This window comes from Rothia sp. HMSC08A08 (assembly GCF_001808385.1).
Taxonomy (GTDB): domain Bacteria; phylum Actinomycetota; class Actinomycetes; order Actinomycetales; family Micrococcaceae; genus Rothia; species Rothia dentocariosa.
Genome location: NZ_KV793061.1, coordinates 69281 through 87273 on the forward strand (window position 1 = coordinate 69281; position 17993 = coordinate 87273).

Sequence of the window (17993 nt, forward strand, 5' to 3'; positions counted from 1 at the left end):
CGCCTCCTAGGGGCAATATGGAGCCAGAGGCGACATATTCCCTTCTGGACGATTACAAAGTCGATTCTGAGGACGTTAAGACCGCTACGGAGGCTTTGAGGTCACAGTACCGCAGAAAGCATGTGGACGTGCGAGGGGATGGTGTCTATGCAAGCATTGAGCATGCACGAGCAAACATCCCAGAGACCACGAGCAAGCTTCAGGAGGACGTGGACAGGGCACACGCCCAGTTCAAGGCTGATAAAGCGGCTGTGGATGAGCTGAAGAGTCAGAAGGCACCAAGCCTGTACGGTCTGAAGCAGTGCTTTAGGATTGCAGGCAATCAGAAGGGCAAGACCCCGTTCGAGCGCATGCTCGATGACATGTTCGCCCAGATGATGGCTGAGCTGATGAGGCAGATGATTGAGGAGCAGCAAAGACAGGCACGCGAGGAAGCCGAGAAGAGGCTCTATGAGAGCCGCAAGGACATGTGGGATGCCGAGAAGAGGCTCAGGGCTGCGAACCGCGCCATAGACAATGAGGCAAGCAGAACGAGAGGCAGAAGGGTTACAAGTCACATGCAGGACGCATACGAGGCAGATAAGGCGGCATACAAGACTAATAGCGAGCAGTACGAGAAAAAAATAAGCGGTTCCCGTGGTGGGAGCCGCTTATTTGCGTCTTAATGAAGCTCAGGGACAGGAACGCCAGACCATGCCGTTCCAAAATGGTCTATTGCCCAGATGTACAGGTCTAGCTCCTCGTCGTGGAAGACCACCTCATCGGTGTGCTCTAGCAGGAAATCGGGGTCGGAGATGATGTAGTACTGGAATATCTCGTTGTTCAAGTCTCCATTTATCAGCTCTAGCGGACGGCTTGCAATCTCGTTGGCGAGCACCATCCCTCCCACCTGTCTTGATAGGTCTTCGTATGTCTTGATGTAATCGTTGAAATCCATGGAATCCGCCTTTTCTGAGAGCAATCTCGACCGTCTTCAGACGGTCTTGCTAGGAGGTTGTTGATAATTACATAGAACTATGATGCTATGTATACATAGTTTTGAAATGAGGAGGTTTCGTATGACGCAAAAGAGCGATAAATCAAAAGACACGAAGCTCTTGCAGGTTTATGTCGAGCCTGAGCTTCATAAGGCACTACAGCAGTATTGCCTAGATAAAGAGACAAAGAACGCTCCAGTTGTGAGGGAGCTGTTAGTCGAGTTCCTTGAGGAACAGGGATATTACGAAAGAGGTGAGAAATAATGGCAAGCATTGAAGAAAAGGTCGAAGAGCACTACAAGAAAGTTCTTGACGACTTGCATATCCGTCATTTCGGAAAGACGGAGACGATTAACGATTCAATCACTAAGGCTTTGAAAGAGGCTGATTCCAAGTCAGGCGGTTCTGGGAACAATTTCCCTGACATTCAGCTCTTGCTTCAGAACAAGACCCGTAGGGACATTCCTGTGATGATTGAAGCCAAGGGCACGAAGGGAAAACTTGAGAAGCTGGCGAGTGATGGCAGCATCGAGCTCATCAGCAACGGCAAGAACCCCAACAGGGCTGTTCAGCAATTTGCCGTAAACGGCGCCCTGCACTATGGGCAGGCGATTCTGGATGAGGGCACGTACAGTGAGGTTGTGATTGTCGGAATCAACGGCACGACTATGGCAGCTGGCGAGGTAGCTGACCCAGAAATCAAGGCATATTACGTGGCTAAGAAGAACGACAGCGTTCCTAAGGTGCTTGAGGGCTTTGACTTCGTGCAGATGAAGGGTGCAAACATAGATTCTTTCTATGCCGAGCTGGATAAGCTGTCTCTGACCGCAGAAGAGCGCGAGAGATTGAAGCGCGACAAGGAAGAGCGCCTTGAGCAGAGCATCAAGGATATCCATCAGCGAATCTATGACGATGCGACCATCAGGGCGTTGTTATCGACCAACGACAAGCTGTATTTCTTCTGCGGCCTTATCATGGCGGGACTTACGACAGAAGGCGTTAAGCCGTTGGAGCTTGAGCGCTTTTACAGCAACGATGACGCCGACGATAACGATGGTGGCATCATCCTGACGAGAACGAAGTCTTTCCTGAACAAGAAGAAGTGCCCGAAAGACAAAATTGACATGGTGCTGAACTATCTGAAGCCCGTATTTGAAAAGCGTGACCTCTGGAAGCCAGTCAATGGAGAGAGCATTATCAAGTCGGTTTTCAAGCAGATTAAGGCGGATATCCTGCCGCTGCTTGAAAGCAACATCCATTTGGACTTCACGGGCAAGATTCTGAACAGCCTGAATGACTGGGTGTCCATCGAGAACGACAGGCTTAACGACGTTGTTCTCACGCCTCGATTCGTTACGAACCTGATGGCACGAATTACACGTACTGATATGGATTCGTTCGTCTGGGATACCTGTATGGGTTCTTCCGGCTTCCTTGTCTCTGCAATGGAAATCATGATTGAAGATGCAAAGCACCGAATCAAGGATGATGAGAGCAGAGATGACAAGGTTCAGCACATCAAGCAGAACCAGCTCCTCGGTATCGAGATTCTGGGCAACATTTACATCCTTGCCGTTCTGAACATGATTCTCATGGGCGATGGCTCGTCTCAGATTATCTGCGGCGACTCGCGCAAGGAAGTGCCGAGGTACATGAAGGCGCACAGCTTCCCTGCCAACGTCTTTTTGCTGAACCCTCCGTATTCAGCACCGGGCAAGGGTCTTGTCTTCGTTGATGAGGCATTGTCTCGCATGGAGACGGGATACGGTGCTGTGCTGATTCAGGAGAACGCAGGAAGTGGTCAGGGCGACGTGTACGCGAAGCGCATTCTCGAGAAGAACACGCTTGTCGCAAGCATTCACATGCCTGGCGACTTGTTCAACGGCAAGTCATCCGTACAGACGGCGATTTACCTGTTCAAGGTCAACTGCCCGCATGAGACAGATAACGTCGTGACGTTCATCGACTTCAGCGAGGACGGCTATTCTCGCCAGAACCGCAAGAAGTCAACACAGAAGGTTAACTTGCGCAACACAGACCATGCCTTGGAGCGTTATGACGAGGTAGCGGCAATTTGCCTTGGCAAGAAGCCGAAGACGAGCTATTACACAGAAGCGAACGGTCTTGTCATTCGTGACACGGTATCGCTGAAGGGCGACGACTGGACGTTCAACCAGCACAAGAAGATTGACACCACGCCGACGGAGGAGGATTTCAAGAAGACCGTCGCTGACTATCTGGCATGGAAGGTTGCCGCGATTCTGAAAGGAGAGGTGAGCGCTGGTGAATAAAGAATTTGTGATGCAAGATGTGTTTCATAAAGTGACACTTCGACGTATTAAAAAAACTTTTGATAAGAAACATGACCTCTCCCAACAACAGACGAAGGAGTTTAGCCTACCGCTCATCAATGCTAAAAATGGTGATAACGGCATTATGTATTACGGTCGTATGGAAGATTGGGAATCAGATACCTATTGCATTGATATTGTTAATGATGGTGCTATTTCGACAGGAAATGTGTATGCACAACCGCAAAGAACAGGTGTGCTGTATAACGCATATATGATTAAGCCCAATATGAAAATTGAGTCAGAAGCAATTTTGCTTTACTTGGCAAAATGTATTGAAAAGTCGATTAAGACAAAATTTGGTTATGACAATAAGGCGACTTGGGCAAAAGTTAAGGAGATGGCAGTTTCTCTACCTGTTATCGAATCATCTGACCCAGACCATGAGTATACGGTTGATGATATTGATTTTGCGTATATGCAAGACCGCATCGCGGAGCTTGAGCAAGACCGCATCGCGGAGCTTGAGCAAGACCGCATCGCGGAGCTTGAGGCTTATCTCGTTGCTTCTGGTCTCGATGACTACGAGCTGACTGATGAAGACAAAGAATTACTCTCTCTCTCTACAAAATGTACATCTGACGAGGATGGCACTGTTGAGACTGATTGCCAGAATGGGCAGGTAAGGTTCAAGAAATATCTTCTGGGTGATTTGTTTGAGTCTTCTACAGGTGATGTTGATTTGCAGCAAAAGGACATTAACGGCAGAGGACAGTTCTTTGTGAATAGTGGTGTTGGTAATCGTGGAATCAAAGGCAGGACTGATAGGAAGGCAAAGATATTCCCATCAAATACAATCACGATTGATTTCTGGGGAAATGCCTACTATCGCGACTTTGAGTACAAGATGGCGACACACAATCACGTGTTCTCGCTTTCGGGTGATGTAATCAAGAATCGCCTTGTGGGCTTGTATATCGTGAGTAAGCTTTCCAAGTTGCCAACGTTGTTTTCATATAACAACATGGCAACTTGGAACAAGCTGAAGCTTTTGGAAATCAGTCTTCCAGTCAATTCTAACGAAGAGATTGATTTCGACTACATGGAGCGTTATATCCGGGCTATCGAGAAGCTCGCGATTGCGGATGTAGTGGAATACAAGAATCGAATGATTGCGACCGCTAAGAAGGTCGTGGCACAAGGTTCTTGAAGTAGGGCAATCCTCGGGGCGATAGGCGCCCCGAGTTGTTGATAAACATGCCAAAAGGAGAAGAATCGGGCTTATTCAGCTGAGGAGGTGAGTCTATAAGGTGCCAAAGAGAAAGAGAGCGCCGAAGAAGGCACTGAGGGCGGTCGGCTACATCCGTGTTTCGACTGACATGCAGGTCGAGCAGGGCTATTCCCTCGAAAATCAAGAGTACGAGATTAAGAACCACGTCGAGAGTAAGCATATGACGCTCGTCCATATCTATCAGGAAGAGAAGGGAGCGTCAGGCAAGAATATCGAGGGCAGACCACAGTTCCAGCAGATGCTCTCAGATATTGCGAAGAACAGGGACATAGATTACGTCATTGTCTACAACATGAGCCGCTTCGCCAGAAACGCCGCTGATGCCCTCACGACGTTGCAGAAGCTCAAGAGCTATAACGTGAGCCTTTACGTGATAAAGGAGGGCATCGACAGCACAACCAGGATGGGTGAGGCGATGTTCTCGTTCGCGTCCATTTTTACCGATTTGGAGCGCGATAACATCCGCGAGAACACAACTGCCGGAAGATATCAGAAGGCACGCAATGGGTTGTGGAACGGTGCTCAGGCTCCGTTCGGGTATCGCCTCGACAACGGGAAGCTCGTCATCGAGGAGAGCGAGGCGGCGGTCGCCCGCAATGGGGTGAAGCACTGGCACGGTTCCACCATCGCACATCGTGATGAATGCAGACGAGGTCGTCTGGTTTGATCTGGTGACTGATGAGGAATACCCGGACTCCGAAGTAAGTATAAGTAAACGCAGTCCCAGCCGTCGGATGCACGGACAGACTTTCAGATTTTCGGGGTCTTCTGTGGTGGTGGGCCCCCAAGATTCGCGAGCAGGTGGTTTTTGCCCCGAGCAGGTAGGAAAATCCTACCTTTTTGGCAAAATCCGACCTGCTCGCAGTGTTGTCAGGGCATTCCGCAACGTGGCGGGCGCGAGGCAGTGGGGGTACTTAGAGACAATGCACAGAGTTTACAGTCATGCACCCGCGCGCCTCTTTGTCTCATTCCGTGTCTCTTGCACCCGAATGGCTCGCGCGGTTGGGCCGAGAATGAACGTGAATACGGTGGCGATGATGAAGAGTGCCCCTCCGGCAACAATGGTGTTGATCGCGCCGAATGCTGGTACCGCCCATCCTGTGATGAGGTACCCGACCATACCTGCTAGGGAGAAAACCACGCCCATGAAGCTGTAGACGCGCCCGCGCATGTGTTCGTCGATAGCGTCTGCGAAGAGGACTTGCCCGAGCACTTCTTCGGGTCCGTAGAACATGCCCCAGATGAACCAGAGCACGAGTACCGCCCACAGCGCCGGGTGTAGTCCCATGCTCAAACAAACGGCGCCGTAGCCGAGTCCGGAGATGCACATCCACCCGCGTTTGGTCATACGCACCCGCCCGGCGCCTGTACCGACGCCGAGTTTGGCTGAAAGCCAGGAGCTGATAACGCATCCGGCGGCGTAGACGGAGGTTGCGATTCCGAAGGCGGTGTAGTCGTGCCCGAGGTCGCGGGTGAGGTATTCGAGCATGGGCAGGGTGGTGATGGGTACGGCGGCGATGGAGAGGAACCAGAAGGTGAGCATGCCGCGCACGACCGGGTTGTGTGCGGTGTAGGCGGCGCCTTCTCGCAGGAGTCTGCCGGTGTGGTGTTCCTGCACGGTGGCGGTGCGTTCGGCGTGGGTGAGGTCGTAGTTGCGTATGGTGGCGACGGTGAGGGCGGCGAGCAGGTTGAGGGTGCCTGCGAATCCGACGGCGAGGGCTGGGGTGGTGAAGGATGCGACGGCGGCTGCGATGGTGGGGCCGAGGGTTTGGGCGAGGAAGATGAGGCTGCCGCGGCGTGCCATGTATTTTTGGTAGTCGTCGCCGAGCAGGGAGGGCATGGCGGCGGAGGCTGCGGGGGATGAGAAGGTGCCGAAGGTTGAGACGAGGAATGCGATGGTGAGGAAAGCGGGTAGTCCTGCGGCGGCGTAGAGGGCTGGGGATGCGATGAGTAGGGCGGCGCTGGCGAGTCTGAAGCTGACGGTGAGGGTTTTGCGGTTGAATCTGTCGGCGATGGTGCCTGCGAAGGGTGCGAAGAGGATGACGGGGACTGCTTCGACGACCATGACGATAGCGGAGTGAGCGAGGTCGCCGGTGGCACCGTAGGTGAGCAGGGGCATAGCGATGGCTTGGATGCTGGATGCGAGAGCATCAGAAACCTGCGCGGTCAGGAGCGTGAGTTGCCCGCGTGCGTTCAGCGGCGTTGCTGATGTGGGTTTTGCGGACGAGTCTGGTGTGTTCGTTGGGATGCGCGGCGCAGGTGATTCAGGGTGCTCAGGCGAAGGGTCTGTGGTGCGTCTCATAATACTGTGGATTCTATCACGGGTAAGAGAGCTGGTGGGTGGGGTGTGGAAGGTTCGCTGAATAGGTGTGGAACCCACGGGATGACAAACTGATAGATACAGTGGACCTGAGATGAGGGCAAGCCGCTTCAAATAAAACCATCACCCTGCCATCACGTCCCGTCGCCGCCTCAACATTCTCCCTCCCACCGCTTCTCACGAAGTTGTCAGCGAGAGTAGACTAAAGATACGGAAGGTTTCTTAGATGAAACCTATGCCGAAAGGAACTCATGATGTCAAAGTTTAAGACCGAAGTAACCGAAGGTATTTTCCCGCTGGGTGAGGTGAACCCGGTATCGACAGCGCCGGATATGCCGTCAAGCTACAACTACCCGCTGGTGTTTGACCCGGAGGTGAGCGCCAAGGTGGCGAACGTGAGTTTTGAGCCCGGTGCCCGTACTAAATGGCATAAGCATGTGGGTGGGTACCAGATTTTGTTGGTGACCGCCGGTGAGGGCTGGTATCAGCAGGAGGGCGAGGAGCCCCGCAAACTTCACGCCGGGGATGTGGCGGTCGCCCGTAATGGGGTGAAGCACTGGCACGGTGCCGCTGCCGATTCGTGGCTTTCGCATATCGTGGTGAACGCGGGTGAGGCTGTTTGGGGCGACCCGGTGACTGATGAGGAATACCCGGACTCCGAGAAATATAGGTAAACGCGGTCTCGAAGGCCGGATGCGTGGGCAGGGCTTCGTGTTTTTCTGGGGTCCTCATTGAGCCAGCTAACTTAGCCACAGCATCGCGATCAGGCACATAACACTAGTGTAAGCGCGCGAGCAGATAGGATTTCGACGAAAAGATAACATTTCGCTATCTTTTCGTCGAAATCCTATCTGCTCGCGCGGTGCTCTTAGGGTATCCCGCAGAGTGGCGGGTGTGAGGTGGTGATATGCCAATGCGGCGTGCTGGCGTGTTGCTGTGGGTTTTGCGTCATAAAGCGTCACAAACAAAATTTTTGGGTGTTTCTATCCGAAAATCCAGTACTTGAGAAAAAATTAAGGGTAAAGTGATGATTGAGTAAAATCCTAAGGATTGTGATGGAGGTATGCATGAATAAAATATAAGATTAAAACAGCAGCTAAAATTATATATAAAATTTATAGATATGTTCTGCAAATTTTATATCCAATGTAGTCTATTTATGCGTAGAAGGTTTAAAATGAATTGGCTAAATCTTGCCTATGAAGATAGAGCACGTAAAATGTTTTGGAAGTCTGTATGGCTCCCTGTGCTAATTTGGGTATACATTCTTTTGCTTCTTTACGTATCTCTATTTTTCTCTATAGGTCAGAAAGACTTAACAATATTTTCAAATATAATTTCTGCTATTCCGTACTACATAAGTTTTAAAACAGGTGTTATTACAACCTTTGGAATGTTAATATTAACACTATTCCTCAATGTTCACTCAGAAACTAAATTTGATTGGAGTTCTCCGACTGAATATGTCCGAGGGTTTGCTTATCAGCGTTATGCATATCTTATCACATACTTCTTAAGTATAGTTTGGTTTATTAATTTTATATATGTTTTGTGGAGAAAATACACTCCCACAGATTTTTTAAATTCATTAGCATCTTATAAAGTAATAAAATTGCACGAAATTGACAAATATAAATTTTTAGATAATTATATTCAAATTGACAATGGGATACCTTTATGGGTTTTCTTGTTCTTGTCTTGGTTTACTATATCTGTATCTCAATATTTAAGTAATGCAAATTACTCAACTCACCATATAGTCATGTCATCATATAAAGAAATATCTGAATTGTCCAGCCAGTATATAGGATACTACTTTTTAGCAAGGATCATTATTACATGGCATAAAAAGGGACAACTAGAACATAACTGTTTTATAAATAAGTTTGTAGAAGTAATTCCAGAAAGGCCTAACAAGAGGAGTCCGGTAAAATATATTGGAGAACTTTCCCCTTATATATTGCAGGGGCTTAAGGTAATAATTCCTGTACATGTAGTACTAATAGTTTTACATATTATGTGGGTTATATACTCTCTCAAAAGGTTTTATGGTATAGAACTTGAAATAAATACAAGTAATGTATTGACTATTATTATTTCTTCTATAATATGTAGTGTGTTATTTGGTTCTGTTTCTATAATGTATTGGATGAATGTAATTATTAAAATAGAGGTCATAAAAAGAATATATAAAAAAATGAATGTTTTTAGCTTAGTTTATTGGATAAACTTGCTAATTCTAGGAGTTTTTGAGTCTTTGATATTTACGTCAAATTTACTTACATTACTTTTTATTTATATCAATAATTATAAGGGGCCCACAGAAGTCGATGATAGTATTATATGGTTTTCTATGTTTATTCCTATTATTTTTTCAACTTTTATTATTCATATAAGGTATCGTCGAATTGCAAAAAAACAACTAAAAAAATTTGAAGTTTATTTTAATGAATTGTTCAAAAAAATAGAAAGTTCTTACAGGGGTAAATACTGGCAATTATTCACTATAGATGCTGAAAAAATTAATGTATATACAATTGCTAGAATTGTTTATCTTGAGTCAAGAGCAAAGAATGCTTGCTCGGAGTATTTGATGTTTTTTGATGGAAATGTCGATAAATTAAATAGTAGTCTGCGCGAAGCCTGTAGAGTAGCTCAAAAAGATTATAGGAAATTTCCTCGCTGGACAATTACAGATATTATGGATATTTTCTCTTGACATTCTAATATCGGAATCGTGAAGGTTGTTCGTTTGACTGTTTCTGCCAAAATCCAGTAGAGCTTCAGGGTTAGGAGTATGGTTGGCTAAAGGAGTGTTACTAAACAGTATTGCCTTGATCTTCGTCAATAAACGGTCAATCGTGGGGTGAGAGCCAAGTATCACCCGCCTCAGAGGGGTGAACGTGTAGGAGCATACGGGATTGCATTCTCAAGCTGAGGGGGGGCAATCCCTTAGCTAACCTCAGCAAGGATACCCGCCGCATAGGCTGCCTGCCCCACGTGCTGGGCGGCATCGTCGATCATACTCACCAGCCGCACCCCGCGCGTCACATGTGGAGTCCACGACGTATCAATCACGTCATCCAAATCAGCCTCGCTCAAACCTGCGATATACTCGCTCAATGCCGCAGTGGTTGCACCCAAATATTCGACCAGCAGCGCGGCATCCTCCACCACGACGGCGCGCGCCTGCTCAGCGGTATGCCCGTAGCCCACCGTATCGCCCAACTCTCCCAAGTTGAAGCGGGAATCGAACCCCTGACTATGCCACACCTGCGGCTCGCCATTCAGCTGCGCGAGCTGCGCATCCATCTGCCGCCCCGCATGCCACAGCAGCCAAGCGATCGAATTCGTATGCCCACCCGCGTGCGCGTTCAACGCACCTTCGGGCAGGGTGTTTACAAGGGTTTTCGCTTCGGTGGCGGGTCGGCTTGCGGCTTCACGCAGAACATCGCGGGCATCCATTGCGGCTCCTTTATCCGGGGGTAAAAGCGTTTACCACTAGTCTAAATTCCAAAGGGGCAGAGGCACATTTATTTTGAGGCTATTTAAGCTGCGAAACGCAAAGCAACCCGCAGGATGGGATGCACTTCTGCGAGTTACCGCGCCGCCCCACACGTCATATGCAGACAATATAATCAATGGAGAATATGTTTTAGGTGGACCGATTTAGGACCTGAGGAGGTAGAGATCGTTGACTATCACTGACAAAATTGCGCCAATTCACCCCGGAGAAGTCCTGCTGGAAGACTTCATTGAAGGGTTTGGGATTACCCAGAATAAGGTGGCGGTGGCAATCGGCGTGCCGCCCCGGCGCATCAATGAGATCGTGCACGGCAAGCGAGGAATCACGGCCGATACAGCTGCGCGCCTTGCCCGATACTTCGGCACGACACCGCAGTTTTGGCTAAACCTGCAAACCACGTATGAGCTCGATATTGTGGAAGACCTCTGAATACCAACTGGCAGGCAATGTGCTGACGATGAATGCAGCCGGACAGAGCGAAATCAGCTACGCGGATTTTGCGGTCGCCGTGCTTGACCTTATTGAGTCGGGGGAGCATCAGCGCGAGCGCGTAAGCGTGGTGTCGCGGTAGCTTACACACTCCCGTTGCCGAGTCTAAAAAGAGCCTTTATGTGAATAAAGCGTTGGAAATCCCGCTTTATTCACATAAAGGCTCTTTTTAGGCTGCATAAGATAAGGTGGACGGCCCGCCAGCGCAGCGTCAAAAAACTTAATGTTTTCTTGCAAAAACCAGGAATAAATGCCACACGCCGCCCGTTGAAGTTTACCGGAACACCAGACACGAATTATAAACACCTCAAACTTCACCGGGAGAACACTATGACTACCGCGCGCCTTCACTTCGATATGGTCGTTATCGGCTTCGGCAAGGGCGGCAAAACCCTTGCTGGCGCCTACGCGAAAACCGGCAAGAACGTTGCCCTGATCGAGCAGTCCTCAAACATGTACGGCGGCACCTGCATCAATATCGGATGCGTGCCCACCAAGGCGCTTGTGCACCGGGCTGACGAGTTCCGTGCCAGCGGCGAACACAATGCCGACGCTGCGAACGCCGCCTACGAGAGCGCCGTGATTTTCCGTGACAAGCTCACCGGTGCCATGCGCGCGAAGAACCGCGAAATTCTCGAATCGAACGCCACCGCCAAGCTCATTGACGGTCACGCACGGTTCCTCTCAGATACCGAGGTCGAGGTTACCGCGGGCGAGGACAAACTGGTCGTCACCGCCGACTGCTTTATCATCAACACCGGCGCCGTGGCGACTATCCCGCCCATCCCGGGCGCCCGCGAATCGAAGCACGTGCTCACCTCTACCGAACTGCAGAAGATCACCCCACGCCCGAAGCGCCTGGGCATTATCGGCGGCGGCCCTATCGGCGTCGAGTTCGCCGGTATTTTCTCCTCCTACGGCACCGAAGTAACCCTGCTTGAAGGCGCTCCCGCGCTTTTCGGGCGTTACGATGATGACGTCGCCCAGGCGGCACGCGAGATTATCGCCGACCAAGGCATTACCGCTCACGCGGGCGTTCGCGTAGAGTCTGTAACCGATAACGCCGACTCCGTGACCGTGAACTACCTGGACTCCGAGGGTGCGTCCAAGCACCTTGAGGTGGATTACGTGATGGTTGCAACCGGGCGTAAACCCGCCACCGAGGGGCTGGGGCTTGAGAACACGAGCATCGAAACCACCGAGCACGGCGCAATCGCTGTCGACGAGCACCTGCGCACCACGGCACCGAATATTTTTGCGCTCGGCGACGTTAACGGCGGCCCGCAGTTCACCTACATTTCCCTAGACGACTACCGCGTGGTGCTCTCGCAGCTGCTTGGTGACGGTTCCCGCTCCACGAAGGACCGCCAGGCGGTTGCCGCAACCATCTACATGAACCCGCCGCTCTCGTCCGTCGGCCTGACTGAGCGTGATGCGCTCGCCGCCGGTCACACCATCAAGGTTGCCGCCAAACCCGTTGCCGCTATCGCCGCTATGCCGCGTGCGAAGGCCCTAGAAAACCCGCGCGGCATCATGAAGTTCGTGATTGATGCCGAGACTGACCAGATTCTTGGTGCTCAGCTGTTGGTGGTCGAGTCTATGGAGGTTATCAACCTCGTGGCGTTGGCAATGCGCCACAATATTACGGCATCGCAGCTACGTGATGAAATTTACACCCACCCGTCGATTACCGAAGGCCTGAATGAGGTTTTGGCGAATGCGGTGCCTGTGAATTAAATTATCCTTGAAATAACAGGAGACTTTGGGGTGCCTGCGAGCTTCCCAACCCGTGCTGTCCACGATACGGCGGCGGGTTGGGAAGCTCGTTTAGTTACGGGGTGTCTATATCTGGCAGTTAAGGATGACCTAATATAGTACTTGCATACAGACAAACGTTCTATTAAGAACACCCTAAGCTGTTGTAGCTCAATGGCAAGAGGAGATCATATGGCACTACCCAAGATTGCCCCTTATTCGTACCGCGAACAGGAGCATCAAAACCGCGCGAACTGGCGGGTCAATCCCGCGCGCGCCGCGCTTCTCGTGCACGATATGCAGCGCTATTTCGTGCGCGCCTTTGAGCTGGAACGCGACGGACAACCCCTCCCAGACGCTCAAATTAATATTGCCATTGCCAATATTCGCCGCCTACTAGATGCGGCACATGCGGCGAACATCCCGGTCTACTACACCGCCCAACCACCCCGCCAGAATCCCGCCGACAGGCGCCTGCTGACCGATTTCTGGGGCGATGGCCTGCAGGACGACGAAAACGCCCAAATTCTCGACGAAATCGCCCCTACCGAAGCCGATACCGTGCTCACCAAATGGCGCTACTCCGCCTTCGTGCGTTCCCCGCTCGAAGAACAGCTCAAAGACCTCGGGCGCGATCAGCTCATCATCGGCGGCATATACGCACATATCGGCTGCCTGACCACCGCCCTTGAAGCGTTCATGCGCGATATTCAGCCCTTCATGGTCACGGATGCGCTCGCCGACTTCACCGAAAAAGAGCACCGCATGGCCTGTGAATACGCCTCGGGTCGATGCGCCCGCGTGCTTAACACCGCCGAGGCGCTGGAGCACATCAACGCCGGTGCCCTCGTCACGGCAGACGAGCCGGAACTCCGGAAGGTATGCGCATGAGCTGGGTTATCGTGACCGGCGCAAACGGCGGAATTGGCGTGGCAACCGTGCACGAACTCATCAAGAATAACTATTCGGTGTATGCCGCCGATCTGGCGGAAAAACCGCACGAATCATTCGCCGCCTACGGCGACGCCATCCTCCGCTACCGCTCCGTCAACGTGAGCGACGAAGAATCGGTGCGGGCGCTCGCACGTGCCGCCGCTGAAGTGGATGAACCTATCCAAGGCGCCGTCTTGGCGGCGGGAATCGTGCACAGCAAACCGCTCTTAGACACCTCTTTTGAAGACTGGAAACGGCTGCATGCGGTCAATGCTGACGGCGTTTTCCTGTGCCTGCGTGAGTTCGCGCGCGTTATGATTGAGCAGGTGCAGACATCACCCGAGAATACGCGTTCGCTGGTGACGGTCGCCTCTAACGCGGCCCGCGTGCCTCGCGCTGAATTCGGTGCTTACGGGGCCTCGAAAGCCTCAGCGGCGCGCGTATCGTCAAGCTTCGGGCTGCAGCTGGCGCGCCACGGCATTCGCGTGAACACGGTCTGCCCCGGCACCACCCGCACCCCCATGGTGACCGACGCGTGGAACGGCGAAGACCTCAGTGCCCTACCCGTGGCGGGCAGTCCTGAGACCTTCCGCCTGGGAATTCCGCTCGGGCGCATCGCCGAACCCGCCGATATTGCGGCGGTGAATGCCTTCCTCATCAGCGATGCCTCACGGCATATCACCATGCAAAATATTGTTGCCGATGGCGGCGCAACCTTCTAACAGACCCGAAAGGCGTTATCAGTGAGCAATAATCTTCCTGATTTTATGTTTGCCACCGGAACCCGCGTGATGCGTACCGCCGGTTCCCTGCGCCAGGTCACCCTTGAGGATGCGCGCGCCGCCGCCGAATCCGCCGGTACCGCCGTGGTCGGTCTGATTCCTTTCGACCCGAACGCACCCGCGCATCTCTTTGTGCCCGAACGCCTGCAGATCGACGACATTCCGGTGCCCGAGCATGAGGTTACGCTCGCCGAACCAACGCAGATTGAGGGCCGCGAAAACCCCGGGTATCGGCAGGCGGTGGCGACCGCCGTTGAGCGTATGAAGGCGCATCAGCTGGATAAGGTCGTGCTCTCTCGCCTGCTGCGTGTCGATTATGCGCCGGGCGCACTCGACCTTGCCGGGGTGTATAACAACCTGCGCGCCCAGCAGCCCAACACGTTTGTTTTTAGCGTTAAGCTGCCGCAGGACCACCGCGGGTTGGAACATCCGTATCTGATGGGTGCCTCGCCGGAGCTGATTTTCAGTACGGAACCCGACACCGGGGAGGGCAGTGCTTTCAAAACGCACCCGTTGGCGGGCAGTGCGCCGCGCATCGCCGAGCATGGAAGCGCCGAGGATGAGGCTCTTGGGCAGCGGCTTATGGCTTCGCGTAAGGATCGTGGCGAGCATGCGACCGTTATCGCCGATATTCGGGCGCAGCTGGAACCTATGACCCGCAAGCTCACTATTCCGGAGGCGCCTTCGCTTCTGCAGACCCCGCAGCTGTGGCATTTGGGCACCCCCATCTCGGGCGTGCTCAAGCAGGGTATGACCTGCCTGGATGGTGCACGCGCCATTCACCCGACCCCTGCGATTTGCGGCGCCCCCACCGAGGCCGCGCGGCGTATGATCGCCGAGCTTGAGCCGTTTAGCCGAGATTATTTCGGCGGGCTCATCGGCTATATGAACGCGGACGGAAGCGGTCAGTGGGCGCTCGTGCTGCGCTGTGCTGAGGTTGATGCGCAAACCGCCATCCTCTACGCGGGCGCGGGCATTGTGGCTGAGTCAGACCCGGTGCTGGAACACACTGAAACCGGCACGAAACTGGGCAGTTTCGGGCGTGCGCTGGGCATTAATACGCTGCCGCAGGCGGTTCCAGCAGACGCTTAACATCCAGCGGTGTGGCGACCGAGTGCACATCCACCACGGGAACAGTGTCTTCGGTTGCCACCGCCAGCAGGAACCGTTCGGGATGCTCCGCCCGCCCCGCCGTATCCGCCGTTGGATGCGCTACCGGGCTGAGCGTCAGCACCGACCAGGTAATAAAGAACGAGCGTTCGCTATTCGTAGGGGCGTTTTCGCCCGATATATCGCGGTTTTTCGGGGTCTGATGCTTACCGGCGTCCTCACCATCCGCCGACGTTTCCTCTGTTGACGTATCTGAGTCTTCGGGCAGAGTGAGCGTGGCACGCACACTCACTCGCGGACTTACAGAAAGCTCATGCTCGCAGGGACGATCCTGCCTGCCCGGCGCATCCAGCGGGTTTGCCGGTTCACACAGAGCGCTGACCATCGCCAAAGTCGCATCGTCACACTCAATCTGCACCGTCTGCGGTGAAACACTTAGCCCGTGCCCGGTTGCCTTGAGAACCGCCTCCTTCGCAGTCCAGATGGCAACTCCCGCCGCCTGCTGCTGGCCTGGCGGCAGGGACTCATAGGCGGCGCGTTCATCGACGGTGAGCGCAACCCGCGCGAAACCCGGGAAAAGCGAGGCCTGAACCACCTCAAGATCAATGCCGAGAACCACCTGCTGCTGCGCACAAAAACCGCCTGCCGCCAGCGAGGGAACCTGAGACATATTGAAATTCACGCCCGCAATGCGCGGCTTACCGTGCGGTTTACCGCTCGTGCAGAGCCGACATGACCGATCCACCGTGATCGTGCGTGCGCTCCGCCCCGAAATACCCAGCCGAGGCGCAGCCAAGGCCCGCATGAGGGCTTCAGTCGCCAGGTAACTCACCGAGGCCGACGGGCTGTGTATCGACGCCGCCTTGCGCCGAGCTTCCTCGCCTACATAGTCAAGCCACGTGAACCTTAACCCACCGGTAAAGGTGCGGGTGGGCAGGGTAAATACACTGATGTGCGTGCGTGAAACATCCGCATCCCCGGAAGATATAGAGTGGATGGTCATACCCTAAGTCTACCCGCCCGCCGCCTGGAACCTGAGCAACGTTACGAAACCTAGAGCTTCATGAACTGACGCCACACTCTGCGCTTTACGAGCGTGTAAGGTAAAGTCGAGAGCATGCAGAATCAGATTATTGCGGCGGCTGACGGCTCCGCGCTTGGTAATCCCGGGCCTGCCGGATGGGCATGGTACATTGACGAGAACCACTGGGCGGCAGGGGGCTGGGAGCACGGCACCAACAATATGGGCGAGATCAAGGCGGTTCTCGACCTTTTTGAGGCGACCGCCCACCGCGCCGAGAGCAAACTTCTGATCTACTGCGACAGCCAGTACGTGATTAACTCCCTCACCCAGTGGATGCCCGGGTGGAAGAAACGCGGCTGGAAAAAGGCCGACGGTAAACCCGTGCAGAACCGTGACCTGCTCGAAGCGCTCGATGCCGCAAGCACCAGCAGGGACTACGAGATGGTCTGGGTTAAAGGGCATGCTGGGCACGAGCTGAATGAGGCCGCAGACTCCCGCGCAAACGCAGCCGCACAGGCCTTCAAAGAGGGGCGAGAACCCGAAACCGGCCCGGGATTTCCCGGCTCGCCCCGTACAACGGGTGAACAGAGCGCCCCGAGCGCTCAAGCCGCCCAAACTCCTGAAACCGAGAACCATGCTCACGCCCAAGACCCCGATACTCTCGCTGCGGATGCGCACCTGAGCCTCGAAGACTTCACCGAAACCGAGGTGGAACGCGCACGCCAGGGGTTCGACTCCCTGAAACTCAACGGGATTCTCAAGCCCGCATCCGCCGTCACCGCCCCCGACCCGCAGGCGGTGCAGGAGCGGAAAACGAAACTTGCTGAAGCCTCCGCACGTGCCGCAGAGCGTGAGGCACAGGCGCAGCAACAAGCGCTCGCCGAGCAGGAACTCGCCGAATCAGAAGCCGAAGAGAACGAAGAATTTGAAGGCGAAGAGTTCGAGGAAACCGAGCAGGAGAGCAACTCTCAGGGAGGCACCACAGAAAATGCCGTGCCCGAAGAGCCTGCACCCGCCCCTGCGGGAACCGCCGCACCGGAACCTGCAGAACCGGAATTTTCCGCCCCGAACCCCGAAGATGCCGTGCACGCCGAACGTGAACTTGAGATGCGCGGCGGGAGCATGAGCGAACCCGAGATTTCTGCGCTGCTGCACGAGCGTCTGGTGTGGGTGACCGCGACCGGTCGATCCGTCAGCCGTGCCGACACCATCGCGTACCGTGCGCGCGCCTTCACCCAGCAGGGCAGCCCCGCCAAACAGGGCGTGCAGGTTGTCGATGAACATAACGTGCTCATCATGGCGGCAGTGCAGACGGCACGCGGGCGGGTCAATCGTTCGAGCCTGTGGCATTACGACACGGCGGCATCCCCGAACGGGTGGCGGCTGCGGTTTAGGCAAGAGACTACCGCATCCTAAACCCGCAACAGCCTCATTGCCCGCATAATCGGCGCAGCCCGCACGAGAGACGGTGTTACCAGATCATCTGCGCCTAGGA

Annotated in this window: 18 protein-coding genes; 14 read left to right on the forward strand and 4 right to left on the reverse strand. The window is 53.6% G+C overall.

Annotated features, from left to right (window positions below; genetic code table 11):
• Positions 1-17: 17 nt before the first annotated feature.
• Positions 18-665, forward strand: coding sequence for a hypothetical protein (locus HMPREF3164_RS03360; RefSeq protein ID WP_070448862.1), 648 nt, complete (start codon positions 18-20; stop codon positions 663-665).
• Here the strand turns inward: HMPREF3164_RS03360 and HMPREF3164_RS03365 are convergent.
• Positions 662-937 carry a hypothetical protein gene (locus HMPREF3164_RS03365; protein ID WP_070448864.1) on the reverse strand — a complete coding sequence of 92 codons (276 nt, stop codon included), beginning with the start codon at positions 935-937 and terminating at the stop codon, positions 662-664. The genes HMPREF3164_RS03360 and HMPREF3164_RS03365 overlap by 4 nt on opposite strands.
• Positions 938-1058: 121 nt before the next feature.
• Between HMPREF3164_RS03365 and HMPREF3164_RS03370 the strand changes: the two genes are divergently transcribed.
• The 4 genes from HMPREF3164_RS03370 to HMPREF3164_RS03385 all read left to right on the forward strand — a co-directional run bounded on the left by HMPREF3164_RS03370 (position 1059) and on the right by HMPREF3164_RS03385 (position 5226).
• Positions 1059-1241, forward strand: a complete 183-nt coding sequence (locus HMPREF3164_RS03370) for a hypothetical protein (protein WP_246822589.1) — start codon at positions 1059-1061, stop codon at positions 1239-1241.
• Positions 1241-3268: an HsdM family class I SAM-dependent methyltransferase gene (locus HMPREF3164_RS03375; protein WP_141744100.1), complete on the forward strand. Its 2028-nt coding sequence runs from the start codon at positions 1241-1243 to the stop codon at positions 3266-3268. The genes HMPREF3164_RS03370 and HMPREF3164_RS03375 overlap by 1 nt, the downstream gene beginning before the upstream one ends.
• Complete coding sequence (locus tag HMPREF3164_RS11175; RefSeq protein ID WP_168160749.1) at positions 3261-4478, forward strand: restriction endonuclease subunit S; 1218 nt, start codon at positions 3261-3263, stop codon at positions 4476-4478. The genes HMPREF3164_RS03375 and HMPREF3164_RS11175 overlap by 8 nt, the downstream gene beginning before the upstream one ends.
• A gap of 100 nt (positions 4479-4578) precedes the next feature.
• Positions 4579-5226, forward strand: coding sequence for a recombinase family protein (locus HMPREF3164_RS03385; protein ID WP_070448871.1), 648 nt, complete (start codon positions 4579-4581; stop codon positions 5224-5226).
• Positions 5227-5499: 273 nt separating this feature from the next.
• Here HMPREF3164_RS03385 and HMPREF3164_RS03390 read toward each other — a convergent pair whose 3' ends face one another.
• Complete coding sequence (locus HMPREF3164_RS03390) at positions 5500-6861, reverse strand: MFS transporter (RefSeq protein ID WP_246822590.1); 1362 nt, start codon at positions 6859-6861, stop codon at positions 5500-5502.
• A gap of 269 nt (positions 6862-7130) precedes the next feature.
• Here HMPREF3164_RS03390 and HMPREF3164_RS03395 point away from each other — a divergent pair, with 269 nt between their 5' ends.
• Both HMPREF3164_RS03395 and HMPREF3164_RS03400 read left to right on the forward strand, forming a co-directional pair.
• Entirely contained in the window at positions 7131-7553 is a 423-nt protein-coding gene (locus tag HMPREF3164_RS03395) for a cupin domain-containing protein (RefSeq protein ID WP_197702312.1), read from the forward strand.
• A gap of 503 nt (positions 7554-8056) precedes the next feature.
• Positions 8057-9598, forward strand: a complete 1542-nt coding sequence (locus tag HMPREF3164_RS03400; RefSeq protein WP_037231286.1) for a hypothetical protein — start codon at positions 8057-8059, stop codon at positions 9596-9598.
• A 233-nt stretch (positions 9599-9831) separates the two neighbouring features.
• Here the strand turns inward: HMPREF3164_RS03400 and HMPREF3164_RS03405 are convergent, their stop codons facing one another.
• Positions 9832-10344, reverse strand: coding sequence for a mycothiol transferase (locus HMPREF3164_RS03405; protein WP_070448874.1), 513 nt, complete (start codon positions 10342-10344; stop codon positions 9832-9834).
• 229 nt (positions 10345-10573) lie between these two features.
• Between HMPREF3164_RS03405 and HMPREF3164_RS03410 the strand changes: the two genes are divergently transcribed.
• From HMPREF3164_RS03410 to HMPREF3164_RS03430, 6 genes are all read left to right on the forward strand, one after another.
• Positions 10574-10834 (forward strand): HigA family addiction module antitoxin, encoded by a 261-nt coding sequence (locus HMPREF3164_RS03410; protein ID WP_070448906.1) that lies wholly within the window; start codon positions 10574-10576, stop codon positions 10832-10834.
• Positions 10806-10976 (forward strand): NAD(P)-dependent oxidoreductase, encoded by a 171-nt coding sequence (locus HMPREF3164_RS10845; RefSeq protein ID WP_246822591.1) that lies wholly within the window; start codon positions 10806-10808, stop codon positions 10974-10976. Before HMPREF3164_RS03410 ends, HMPREF3164_RS10845 begins: the two co-directional genes overlap by 29 nt.
• A 248-nt stretch (positions 10977-11224) precedes the next feature.
• Positions 11225-12631, forward strand: a complete 1407-nt coding sequence (locus HMPREF3164_RS03415) for an FAD-dependent oxidoreductase (RefSeq protein ID WP_070448908.1) — start codon at positions 11225-11227, stop codon at positions 12629-12631.
• A 210-nt stretch (positions 12632-12841) separates the two neighbouring features.
• Positions 12842-13540, forward strand: a complete 699-nt coding sequence (locus HMPREF3164_RS03420) for an isochorismatase family protein (RefSeq protein WP_070448914.1) — start codon at positions 12842-12844, stop codon at positions 13538-13540.
• On the forward strand, positions 13537-14304 hold the full coding sequence (locus HMPREF3164_RS03425) for an SDR family oxidoreductase (protein ID WP_070448915.1): 768 nt from the start codon (positions 13537-13539) through the stop codon (positions 14302-14304). The genes HMPREF3164_RS03420 and HMPREF3164_RS03425 overlap by 4 nt, the downstream gene beginning before the upstream one ends.
• A gap of 21 nt (positions 14305-14325) precedes the next feature.
• Positions 14326-15456: an isochorismate synthase gene (locus tag HMPREF3164_RS03430; RefSeq protein WP_070448917.1), complete on the forward strand. Its 1131-nt coding sequence runs from the start codon at positions 14326-14328 to the stop codon at positions 15454-15456.
• On the opposite strand, the gene HMPREF3164_RS03435 is transcribed toward HMPREF3164_RS03430, so the two are convergent.
• Positions 15419-16477, reverse strand: a complete 1059-nt coding sequence (locus tag HMPREF3164_RS03435) for a 4'-phosphopantetheinyl transferase family protein (protein WP_070448919.1) — start codon at positions 16475-16477, stop codon at positions 15419-15421. The two genes, HMPREF3164_RS03430 and HMPREF3164_RS03435, sit on opposite strands and share 38 nt — an antisense overlap.
• Positions 16478-16591: 114 nt before the next feature.
• Between HMPREF3164_RS03435 and HMPREF3164_RS03440 the strand changes: the two genes are divergently transcribed.
• Positions 16592-17914, forward strand: a complete 1323-nt coding sequence (locus tag HMPREF3164_RS03440; protein ID WP_070448921.1) for an RNase H family protein — start codon at positions 16592-16594, stop codon at positions 17912-17914.
• Positions 17915-17993: the final 79 nt, after the last annotated feature.